This is a genomic window from uncultured Deefgea sp. (assembly GCF_947072475.1).
In the GTDB taxonomy this organism is placed as follows: domain Bacteria; phylum Pseudomonadota; class Gammaproteobacteria; order Burkholderiales; family Chitinibacteraceae; genus Deefgea.
Genome location: NZ_CAMTIA010000080.1, coordinates 1 through 10741, shown reverse-complemented (window position 1 = coordinate 10741; position 10741 = coordinate 1). Strand labels below are relative to the sequence as shown.

Sequence of the window (10741 nt, the reverse complement as noted above, 5' to 3'; positions counted from 1 at the left end):
GCCTCTGCGCCTCTGCGTCAGGTTTTCAGGGTTTGTCGTTAAGTGAACTGTATTTCGGCCGAAGCCGTTTTTTTTTCGTTCGCTATTTATTGCCCTGGGTAGGCGATAGCGAGTTCACTATTGATTAATTGGTTTAATTGCTCATGACCAAATTTCATCAACGGCTTATTGTTAACGTAAAAACTTGGCGTCTTAGTAATTTGCAATGCCTTCACATCAGCGCGATCTTGCTCGATCACCGCCATCACTTTCGGCTCATTCATGTCTTTACGCATTTGATCAAAATCGAGGCCTAAATGGCCCAAATATTGCCAAACCGTTTCTGGTGCCGGCGCATGATGGCTAGCCCACTGATCTTGCGTGGCGAACAAAGCTTCTAACGCTGGCCAAAATTTACCTTGCGCGCGCGCGGCTTCCAAAACTTGCGCGACATAATCCGAGCCTGGGTGAAAATTAGCGTAGCGAACGGTGAGCTTAATTTTGCCCGGATTGCTATTGATGATGTTTTTTACAAAAGGATAAAACTGGCTGCACGCTTCGCAAGCTGGGTCCATAAATTCAACAATATGCACTTTGGCATCTGCTGGACCATAAGTAATTGATGAAAAGCGATTTAACGCCGCGCTGTTTTCTACCGCCAAATTTTGCGATTGATCGGCGCTTTTATTGGAATAAACCACAGCACCAATAATAAACAAAGCCGCCATCGCGACCACGCTGGTGATCACAATCAGTGAACGTTTCATTTTTTAAACCCTTTAGAAATCATTAATAGCAAGCCGATCATCAACGAAAACGCCACCACCGACATCAGTGGGATGGTGATAAAGCCAATCAGTTCCAAATCAATCTTGGCGCATGACACTTCGGCCGTACACGGCTGCAGCCCTTCTGGAATCACGCCGCTGTAAATCAATAAATGATAAAAAGCGAATAACCACCCGATCACCGCCAGCGGTAAGGCATAACGCGTCACCTTCCGGTCTAAGGGAAACAGCGCCACGCTAAAAATCACCAACATCGCGTACATCGGAATCCGCTGATACCAACACAAAACACACGGCGGAATATGCATCACTTCACTAAAAAACAAGCTACCAAACGTTGAGGTCGCGGCAATTAACCAACAAATAAATAAGCAATACCACGCGCCGTTATTGGCCGAATCTGACGATACATCGGTGCTTTGCGACAAAATAATCCCTTCGCCGATTGGCGTGACTCAGTAAAAGTAAGTAATCGGATGGCATGATACAAAAACTACGGCGAATAAATCTATGATTTATTTACCAATACTGATTTATTTCCTAAAGATAGGTAGTCAGCTCATGCACCAAGCGCGCCGTTGCGCCGCGATGCGCATTGGCAAACTCAACGCCTGCCGCGCTCATTGCTTGTCGCTCGGCATCATCCAGCAGCAATTGCTGCGTTTTATCCAGAATCTCGCCCAGCGTTTGCCCTTGCCAAGCCGCGCCTTCAGCTAAAGCCGCTGCCGTTGCCGCAGCAAAATTAAAGGTGTGCGGCCCAAGCAGTACCGGGCAGCCCAGCGCACACGCTTCAATAAAATTTTGGCTACCAAAAGGCAAAAGCGAGCCGCCCATAATACAAACATCACTCGCGGCAAACCAAGCTGCCATTTCGCCCATGCTGTCGCCCAAGATGACGTCGGCGGCAACAGCGTCTTGCCATTGACTGCGCCGCTGTAGCGCCAAGCCATGACTGCGAATTAAATCAGCGACGGCATCAAAGCGCTGTGGATGACGCGGGACAATGATCAACAACGGCGCCGCCGTTTGAGCATACTCCGCCTGCCATTGCGCTAAAAACGCCGCCTCTTCGCCTTCTCGACTCGACGCCAATAGCACCAGCGGACGGTTCGATTGCTGAAGTAAGGCCGCGCGCCACGCCTGCCCGCGCGCGACAATGGCCGCGTCGTTGCTATGATCAAATTTAACTGAGCCCATCACCTTGGGCGCGCGCGCACCCAAAGCGGCGAGTCGTTCGGCATCCGCTGGCGCTTGCGCCAATACCAACGACCATTTGGCCATGGCTGGCGCAATCAATGCCGAAATCCGCTGATACCCCCGAAAAGAGGACTCAGAAAGCCGCGCATTGGCCAGCACCAGCGGTACTTGGGCGGCGGCTGATTCATGCAGCAAATTGGGCCAGATTTCAGTTTCCATCACCACGCCGCATTGCGGCCGAAAGTGCTGTAAAAACCGCCGAATCGCTGCTGGATAATCGTAAGGTAAATACACAATGCTGGCAAAACCGCCAAATAAGGCCTGCGCGGTTTCGCGGCCGGTTGGCGTCATACACGTCAACAATACGGGGCGATGCGGTGCGGCAATACGAATCGCCTGAATAATCGGCACACAAGCGCGCATTTCCCCCACCGACACCGCGTGCAACCAAATCGGTCTTTGGGTATTGTCTTGCAGGTCTTTTTTATCAATACCTGCAGCGTAATACCCTAAACGCTCGCCCCAAAACTGCCGGTAAGCAGGCTGCTTTTTGCTGCGTTTAAGCAAATACAACCAAATCAGCGGAAAACCCAGCCACAACAAGAGGCGATACGCCCAGCGCACGATCACGGCAAACGCCCACCGGCCGACGTGGCTTCCCACACTTGATCCACCGTCGGTGGCGTGCCATTGCCGCCTAAATTGAGCGCAAACGTCGCCGCTTTCACGCCGGTTAACGCCGGCTCCGAAGCACAAAAGATCGCCACCACCGGCACCGCCACCGCCGCCGCCAGATGCGCTAAACCGGTATCAACCCCCACTACCACCCGGCTACCCGCTAGCATGACCGCTGCATCGGTTAAACTGAGCTTAGGCGGCACCACCGCCAGCGGCAACGCCGCAGCTAAACGCTCGGCCCGCTGTTTTTCTCGGGCATTGCCCCAAGGAAAGACCGGCCGCAAGCCCGCAGCAATACAGCGCTGCGCCAGCGCAATCCAATGGCTTTCTGGCCATTCTTTGTCTTCGCGGCTGGTAGCCGTCAACAGCACGGCATACGGCGAGCGCCCTAGCCATGGCAAATCTTGCAACGGCACTTTTAAGCCGTAATCGAGCTCACCTTGCAAGGCATAGCCATTAGCTGCAGCGGTTAAGCGCCGATTGCGTTCAATCGCATGTAGGTTTTTAGGCACCGAGTACCGGCGCTGATATGCCAAGCTGGCCCAAGGCTCGCGGCAAGAATGTCGATCAAAACCCGCCACCGGCCCGCAAGCCAAACGCGCAATCGCTGCGCTTTTGATTAAACCTTGAGCATCCAAAACCAAGTCATAGCGACAAGCATGGATTTCGCTTTTAAATTGCGCCCATTCAGCCCGCGTTGCTGCCGACATTGGTGATTTACGCCAACGCCGTAGCGCCACCGGAATCACTCGCCGAATTGCCGGATGTAACCGTGGCAGCTCGGCAAAGCCTTCTTCGACCACCCAATCGATGACCGCATCGGGGTAGGCACGCAGCAAGTCAGTGATCGCTGGCAATTGATGAATTACGTCGCCCATCGACGAGAGGCGAACAATGAGTATTTTTTGCATTGGCCTATTCTAACAGGGACAAATCCAGCTTTGAAAACAAAGCAGCACTAGCCCTTCATCTAAAAAGGTCTAATATCATAAAACGTCAGCGTGTCATAAGGATTCATTCAATCTTTGACCGTTCATTGATCAAGCAAAACCGCGAGCACGCAATTAAAACGCTGCGACTCCGCAATTTTCCCCTGTTTTGCTTACCGACTTAAGGTTTAATTCTATGTCTATTATTATTGCCTTATGTATAGGATTGGCGGTCGGTCTGTTACTTCAGGCCAATAAAATTCGCCTACTGCGCCAACAACTCGCCGAACAGCAATTACGCGACGCGCTCACCGGTTTGTATCAACGTCCGCATTTATTTACTTTATCGGCCAGAGAGGTCAATCGCGCCCAACGCAGCCAAAGCAAAATGGCGGTACTGATTGCCGATATGGACCATTGCGCCGAAATCAACGCCCAACATGGCTTACACGCGGGAGACTTGGCGCTCAAGCGGCTTGCCGAATCCGCGCTCAAATCGGTGCGTGATTTTGATTTAGTCGGGCGTTATTCTGGCGAAGAAATCGCCTTAGTGCTACCCGATACCGATTACAAAGGCGCAATGGTTGTCGCCGAACGCTTACGCAATAACGTCAAACAAATCCCAATCACCCTGCCCAATCAAAGCGAATTCTATATTTCGATTACCATTGGTTTAGCCGCCTTTGATATGGAAACCGAAACCTTCGAAGACATTTTAGTTGCGGCCGACTCAGCGCTACAATCGGCCAAAAAAATGGGCGTCGATCGCATCGAAGCCTTCCCAGCCTCGATTCCTGTGGTGAGCTCGTCGCTCAACCCAGCACCATCCCCTTAAAGCCTTTTAACCTTTGGTTTCCCAGCGAGCTGGATCGATATGCGCCGCGAATCAACGTAAGCCACATTAACAGGCTTGCTCAGTCTTGAGCCAGCCGTTAAAGTCGAGCAATCTTACGTATTGGAACAAAGCAATGAAAGCCATCGCCAATGACATCGCCCTTAGCGCCCAAGCCAGACAATCCCAATTGACCAAACCGCTCGGCAGTCTAGGCCGCTTAGAAGACATTGCCATCTGGTTTGCTGGCCGCACCGGGCAAATCACGCCAAAACGCCTACAAGCAGCGATTTGTATTTTTGCTGCCGATCACGGTGTGGCGGTTGAAGGTGTATCGGCGTTTCCATCCGAAGTCACAGCGCAAATGGTGGTCAATTTTATGAATGGCGGCGCCGCCATCAGTGTGTTGGCGCGAGAAAACCAAGCCACGCTGAATGTAATTGATGTCGGCGTTAAAAATGATTACCCCAATCCGATCAATAGCCAAGGCAAGTTGTTTCGTAGCCCAGTGTGTGCTGGCACGGCCAATTTACGTGTCACGGCAGCGATGAGCCAAGCTCAGTGCCAAAAAGCCTGGCAAATCGGCGCTGGCAGTGCCATTCATGCGATTGAAAATGGCAAAAATTTATTAATCGGTGGCGAAATGGGCATTGCCAATACCACCGCCGCCGCCGCCTTGATTTGCGCACTCACTGAGCATACCGCCGATGAAATCGTTGGCCTGGGTACCGGCATTGAGCTATCGGCTCGCCAGCATAAAATTCAAGTCGTGAACGACGCATTGGCACGCGCCACAGCGGCAGGCGCGCAAACCCCTCTCGATTGGCTGCGTGAAGTTGGTGGTTTAGAAATCGCCGCTCTCGCCGGTTATTACACCGCCGCTGCTGAAGCTGGGGTACCGATTTTACTCGATGGTTTTATCACCACTGCGGCCGCTTTAGTCGCCGTCAAGGCCAAGCCCGAAGTTGCCGATTGGCTGTTAGCCAGCCATGTTTCGCAAGAACAAGGCCACCGCGCAGCGCTGGCGGCGCTGAACTTAACACCGCTACTCGATCTCGGTCTGCGTTTAGGCGAAGGCAGTGGTGCGGCTTTAGCCTTACCGATTTTGCAATCGGCACTCACTCTACACCGCGAAATGGCCACCTTTGCTGAGGCCGGTGTCGCCGCTGGAGCAATGTAATGGCTTTTCGCCTCACGCTGATTCGTCATGGCGTGGCCCAAGGCGCCGAGCAGGCGATCTTTGGCCATAGCAATCCTGCGCTCTCCATCTTAGGGCGTGAGCAATTAGCGGCGCGTTGGGCTGAGCTATCCGCCCATCCGGTCGATGCGATTGCCAGCTCAACCTTGGCCCGCGCAGCGGATTTTGCCCTCGACGCCGCGATGTCACTCGGCATCGCGCTGCATTTAGAGCGTGGGTTTGACGAAATGAATTTGGGCAGCATCGACGGCAAGGCCAAAGCCGATTGGAGCGCTGCAGAACACGCCGCTTGGGATGCATGGCAAAACGATCCCGCCGCCCATCCTTTGCCCGATGGCGAAACGTGGGGTGCGTTTAGCCAGCGGGTGCAAACGGCGCTCAATGCGTGGATTGCCAGCGGTGACGCTGAGCACCGCGTTTTGATTGCCCATCAAGGCACGATCAAAGCGATTTTACTCAACGCGCTGGGACTACCCGCCGCACGGCATAGCCAATTTTGGCTGGCACCAGCCGGCTGCATCACGCTGTGGTGGGATCAAGACTGGCCGCCAATGATTTTAGGCCTTCAAAATAATTTACCGGATGCACGCTAATGGGGCGCTTTGACTGGCGAATTCCGGCATTAGCGGTGCAATTTTTAAGCCGAATTCCAACGCCAACCATCCCCAATTTTGACCCCAGACTATTGGCGCAAGCCGTCGCTTGGTTTCCAGCGGTGGGGGCGCTGATTGGCGCGTTTTTATTGGCTGCGGTGTATTTCACCGCACTGGTTGATCCTTGGTTGGCGGCCATCTGCGGTTTGCTGATCTGGGTTTGGATTACCGGTGGCTTGCATCTGGATGGTCTAGCCGATATGGCCGATGGTTTAGGCGCAGCGCATCGTGATCCGGCGCGATTTTTAGCGGTGCTGAAAGATCCGCATCTGGGTAGCTTTGGCGTGCTCTCGCTGATCATGCAATGCTTGCTGAAACTCATCTTGCTGATGTTACTGATTCGCCAACAACAATGGGCGGCGCTGATCTTGATTCCCGCATGGGCGCGCAGCGGCGTATTTTGCTGGCAAACGCTCCCCGCTTTAGCCCCCGGTATGGCGGAACAATTTGCTTGGCAAAACCAGCGTTTACTCGCGCTATTTTGGTGGCTAGCGCTACTGATTGGTGCTGCGGTATTTAGCCCAGCACTGCTGATTGCGCCCTTGGTGTTGCTCGCCTACCGGCAATGGCTGAAAGCCAAATTAGGCGGCGTGACGGGGGATTGTTTGGGCGCAGGCATTGAAATTTGTGAAAGCGGATTACTCCTCATCGCCGTACTGGGCGCAGGTATAATCGGCCACTAATCAGCCCCTTAAGAGACCGCATTATGAAATTAGTTCGTGCCATCGAAGTTTGGGAAAAAGGCATGGAAGGCGCTTTTATTGGCCATTTGGCCCTCGCCGAAACCGTACCTGTTGCATTTTTATTTGAGCTATTTGCCGCCGAGCAAGATCAGCCCGATCCAGAAATGAAATTATCCTATCTGCTGGACGCACCCAGAATCGAGAAAATCCAAGCCTTTGTGAGCGAAGCCATGGACAGCAGCCGCTTTGATTTTATCCTCACCGCTTATGGCCTACCCGATTATCAGTAAGGGTATATTGCGCTGAATCATACTCAAAAAAGCATGTAGCCATATACCCTATTAGATTCATGGAGACTCAGCATGTACCTACAATGGATCGCCAGTGCTTTGGCCTTGGGCTTATTTTTGGGAATGCTGCTCTGTGTTGAGATCGGCCGGCGAATGGGGGTCGCGCAATTACGCAAAGAACCGGGCATGCCCAAGGGATTTGGCGCCTCTGAAAGCGCCATTTTTGCCTTATTGGGTTTGATCTTAGCGTTTTCATTTTCGGGGGCTGCCACGCGCTTTGAAGCCCATCGCCAGCTGATCGCCGCCGAAGCCAATGCCATTGGCACGGCTTATTTACGCCTTGATTTACTGCCTAGTCGCGCCCAAATTGAGCTCAAATCGCTATTTAAACACTATGTCGACGTAAGAATTTCCAGCTATAGCCGCAATGAAGACCGCATTGCTACGCAGCAAGACCATGCCCAAACGGCGGCATTACAACAACAAATCTGGCAAAGCGCCAATGCCAGCTACGCCTTAGCCGATGCGCGCCCTAATTTAGATTTAATTTTGCCCGATGCCCTCAATGCCATGTTTGACATCACCACCACTCGAGCGGTGGCCCTCGACAATCATCCCCCGTTCATTGTTTTTCTGCTGCTGCCGCTATTAGCGCTGGTGAGCGCATTGCTGGTGGGCTTTGATATGTCGAGCAATAAACATCGCCGCTGGCTGCATATTGTGTCGTTTGCCGCCGTGATGTCGCTTACGGTTTACGTCATCATTGATTTGGAATATCCACGACTTGGCTTAATCCGCATTAACCCTGCTGATCAAGTATTAATTGATTTACGTAGCACGATGTAAGCGTAGCAAAGCACGCAAATGGATGCGAATCTTTGCAGCATAAAAAAAAGCCCAGAAGGGCTTTTTTTTATGCTCTACGACAACTTGGTTTACTTGGCCGCAGCCACAAAATTGCGAATCAAACCCAGCAATTCATCTTCTTGATACGGCTTACCAAGATAGGCATTCACCCCTAGCTCAAACGCATATTTTTTATGCTTTTCAGCGGTCCGCGAGGTAATCATGATGATTGGAATATGCTTGGTATCGTCTGCCACCCGCACATTTCGCGTTAACTCAAAGCCATCCATTCTTGGCATTTCAATATCCACCAACATCACCGCCGGCTTCACATCATGTAGTTGCTGCAAGGCATCCACACCATCTTTGGCCGTCACCACTTGGAAGCCTTCACGCGACAATAAGCGCCCAGTGATTTTACGCACCGTGAGCGAATCATCGACCACCATCACTACCGGCGCAGTCGACAACTGCTCGGGCATCGTTGGCTGCGCTTGATGCTGCAAGCTCTCAGTCACTTGTTGCGCCTGAATATGCGCCGCCTGAGCTTGCAAGGCCAGCGGATTCATAATCATCACAATCTCACCAGTACCGAGTACCGTCGCGCCCACCACACCCGGAATCCGCGCCAATTGCGGCCCGATCGGTTTGACCACCACCTCTTGGTTTTTGACTAATTGATCCACATGGATGGCAATGCGCTCGGCGCCAGAGCGCAATAACACCACGGTCGAATAACGTTTTTGCTCTGGGATGGACTTGCTGTCGCCCAATAAGCGCGGCAAATAGGCAAAGCGATAGCGCTGCCCCATCCATTCTTGCTCACGATTCTCGTAAATCAGCGCCAAGGCTGGCGCTTTCAGTTCTTGCACTTGCTCAACCATCACCGATGGAATCGCAATCAAACGCTCACCCGCTTTCACCAATAGCACTTGCGCCACTGCCAAAGTCAATGGCAAGTGAATCACAAACGTCGTGCCTTGGCCGGCTTGGGTTGATACATCAATCTTGCCGCCCAAATTACTGACTTCATTTTTAACCACGTCCATGCCAATGCCTCGGCCTGAAATCGCCGTCACCGTGGCCGCAGTGGAGAATCCGGGCTCAAAAATCAGTTGGCAGAGATCGTTTTCAGAGACCACTTGCTCAGCACCAATCAAGCCTAAAGCAATGGCTTTTTGCTGGATACTCACTAAGTCCAAACCACGACCATCGTCTTTGAGCACCAGAACCAACTCATTGCCTTCTTGGCGAACCTCAATACTAATCTCGCCAAACTCACTCTTGCCTTGCGCCAAACGCGCTTCAGTCGACTCCAAACCATGACCAATCGCATTGCGCAGCATGTGCTCAAATGGCGAAATCATTTTATCCAGTACGCCGCGGTCGATTTCAACCCGACCACCGCTTAATTCCAAATTGACCTTTTTAGCGACGTCTTTACCGGCTTGCCGGGTTAAGCGATACAAACGATCGGATACGCTGGCAAATGGCACCATGCGCACCCGCATCAAGCTTTGCTGCAGCTCTTTAGTCATTCGCGATTGCGCTAGCAAGGCAGCGGATGATTCGTCAAGATTTTTTAATAAACTTTGTTGCACCGTTCCCACGTCATTGACGCTTTCGGCCATAAAACGCGTCAGTTCTTGCAAGCGACTAAAGCGGTCAAACTCTAGCGGATCAAAGCTGGCGTGCATTTCTTGCACTTCTTTTTCCCGCGCTTGCATTTGCGTTTCAGCTTGAATTTCAAGCTCGCGCAACTGAGTGCGTAAGCGCATCACGTTTTCAGTTAAATCGAGCAAGGAGCTCTTGAACATCAACATTTCAGCTTCAATCCGCGTACGCGAAATCGCCACTTCACCGGCTTGATTGACCAATTGATCAATCAATTCGGATTTAACGCGAATTACCGTTTTATTATCGGTTTCGGCCGCAGCCAACAATTTCGGAACAATCGCGACCGCGCCAGTTGAGACAACGACACCTTCTTCTTCGCGCTTAGCCGGTTGTGAAAGCTCAGCAAATAGCGCTTGAATCAAGTCGTAATCGCTGTCTAATCGCGCCAGCAACTCGGGATTCACGGTGGCCGCTTCAACCAGACGCGACTCCATCCGATGCGCAGCCTCACCCATCCGCATTGCGCCACTCATCCGGGCGCTGCCCTTAATCGTGTGCAAAGTACGTTTTAATTGCTGCAAGGTGGCTGGCGTATTTTCAGCGCTACTGAGTAAGCGCAGCGCATGACTTAATTGCGGTAGCAGCTCTTCGCCTTCTTCGATGAAAATCGGCAGCAATTGCTCGTCGATTTCATCGACTAAGATCGCATCCAGTTCAGCGCGCGCCGCATTAAGCGCATCATCGGCCGACATCAACTGCGCTAGCGGGGTATTCGGCACATCGGCGTCAATGGCTTGCGCCAAATTATCCAATAAATCCGTGGCCACAAAGGCCTCGGGCACGCTCATTAATTGCGTTAATACATCCAACTCAGGCTCAATCACCTCATCCGTTGGCGCAGGGCTGAGCGCTTCGGCTTCGGCTGCGACTTCGGTTGCGGCTTCGGTTTCGGTTTCGGTTTCGGTTTCGGTTTCGGTTTCGGTTTCGACTTCGGTTGCGGTTTCCGTTTCCGTTTCCGTTTCCGTTTCCGTTTCCGTTTCCGTTTCCGTTT

Annotated in this window: 11 protein-coding genes; 6 read left to right on the top strand and 5 right to left on the bottom strand. The window is 52.3% G+C overall.

Annotated elements, in window-relative coordinates; translation table 11 throughout:
* Positions 1–86 precede the first annotated feature (86 nt).
* The 4 genes from Q0V82_RS15655 to waaC all read right to left on the bottom strand — a co-directional run bounded on the left by Q0V82_RS15655 (position 87) and on the right by waaC (position 3553).
* Positions 87–746, bottom strand: a complete 660-nt coding sequence (locus tag Q0V82_RS15655) for a thioredoxin domain-containing protein (protein WP_297577235.1) — start codon at positions 744–746, stop codon at positions 87–89.
* Positions 743–1195, bottom strand: a complete 453-nt coding sequence (locus Q0V82_RS15650; protein WP_297577233.1) for a disulfide bond formation protein B — start codon at positions 1193–1195, stop codon at positions 743–745. Before Q0V82_RS15650 ends, Q0V82_RS15655 begins: the two co-directional genes overlap by 4 nt.
* 112 nt (positions 1196–1307) lie before the next feature.
* On the bottom strand, positions 1308–2627 hold the full coding sequence (locus Q0V82_RS15645; protein ID WP_297577231.1) for a 3-deoxy-D-manno-octulosonic acid transferase: 1320 nt from the start codon (positions 2625–2627) through the stop codon (positions 1308–1310).
* Entirely contained in the window at positions 2591–3553 is a 963-nt protein-coding gene (waaC, locus tag Q0V82_RS15640) for a lipopolysaccharide heptosyltransferase I (RefSeq protein WP_297577229.1), read from the bottom strand. Before waaC ends, Q0V82_RS15645 begins: the two co-directional genes overlap by 37 nt.
* 214 nt (positions 3554–3767) lie before the next feature.
* On the opposite strand from waaC, the gene Q0V82_RS15635 reads away from it, so the two are divergent.
* The 6 genes from Q0V82_RS15635 to Q0V82_RS15610 all read left to right on the top strand — a co-directional run bounded on the left by Q0V82_RS15635 (position 3768) and on the right by Q0V82_RS15610 (position 8073).
* Positions 3768–4406 carry a GGDEF domain-containing protein gene (locus Q0V82_RS15635; protein ID WP_297577227.1) on the top strand — a complete coding sequence of 213 codons (639 nt, stop codon included), beginning with the start codon at positions 3768–3770 and terminating at the stop codon, positions 4404–4406.
* An 85-nt stretch (positions 4407–4491) separates the two neighbouring features.
* The gene (gene cobT, locus Q0V82_RS15630) at positions 4492–5583 is read left to right on the top strand and encodes a nicotinate-nucleotide--dimethylbenzimidazole phosphoribosyltransferase (protein WP_297577225.1); all 1092 of its coding nucleotides are present in this window, start codon (positions 4492–4494) and stop codon (positions 5581–5583) included.
* The gene (locus Q0V82_RS15625) at positions 5583–6194 is read left to right on the top strand and encodes a histidine phosphatase family protein (RefSeq protein ID WP_297577223.1); all 612 of its coding nucleotides are present in this window, start codon (positions 5583–5585) and stop codon (positions 6192–6194) included. The genes cobT and Q0V82_RS15625 overlap by 1 nt, the downstream gene beginning before the upstream one ends.
* On the top strand, positions 6194–6937 hold the full coding sequence (gene cobS, locus Q0V82_RS15620) for an adenosylcobinamide-GDP ribazoletransferase (RefSeq protein WP_297577221.1): 744 nt from the start codon (positions 6194–6196) through the stop codon (positions 6935–6937). The genes Q0V82_RS15625 and cobS overlap by 1 nt, the downstream gene beginning before the upstream one ends.
* A gap of 23 nt (positions 6938–6960) precedes the next feature.
* Positions 6961–7227: a hypothetical protein gene (locus tag Q0V82_RS15615; protein ID WP_297577219.1), complete on the top strand. Its 267-nt coding sequence runs from the start codon at positions 6961–6963 to the stop codon at positions 7225–7227.
* A gap of 72 nt (positions 7228–7299) precedes the next feature.
* On the top strand, positions 7300–8073 hold the full coding sequence (locus Q0V82_RS15610) for a hypothetical protein (RefSeq protein ID WP_297577218.1): 774 nt from the start codon (positions 7300–7302) through the stop codon (positions 8071–8073).
* An 89-nt stretch (positions 8074–8162) separates the two neighbouring features.
* Here Q0V82_RS15610 and Q0V82_RS15605 read toward each other — a convergent pair.
* Positions 8163–10741: response regulator (locus Q0V82_RS15605; protein ID WP_297577216.1), on the bottom strand; the 2579-nt coding region annotated here is incomplete at its 5' end.

Coding starts and splice junctions, on each gene's coding strand:
- cobS (WP_297577221.1), top strand. CDS start 6,194: ATGGGGCGCTTTGACTGGCGAATTCCGGCATTAGCGGTGCAATTTTTA.
- waaC (WP_297577229.1), bottom strand. CDS start 3,553: ATGCAAAAAATACTCATTGTTCGCCTCTCGTCGATGGGCGACGTAATT.
- Q0V82_RS15625 (WP_297577223.1), top strand. CDS start 5,583: ATGGCTTTTCGCCTCACGCTGATTCGTCATGGCGTGGCCCAAGGCGCC.
- Q0V82_RS15610 (WP_297577218.1), top strand. CDS start 7,300: ATGTACCTACAATGGATCGCCAGTGCTTTGGCCTTGGGCTTATTTTTG.
- Q0V82_RS15615 (WP_297577219.1), top strand. CDS start 6,961: ATGAAATTAGTTCGTGCCATCGAAGTTTGGGAAAAAGGCATGGAAGGC.
- Q0V82_RS15655 (WP_297577235.1), bottom strand. CDS start 746: ATGAAACGTTCACTGATTGTGATCACCAGCGTGGTCGCGATGGCGGCT.
- Q0V82_RS15635 (WP_297577227.1), top strand. CDS start 3,768: ATGTCTATTATTATTGCCTTATGTATAGGATTGGCGGTCGGTCTGTTA.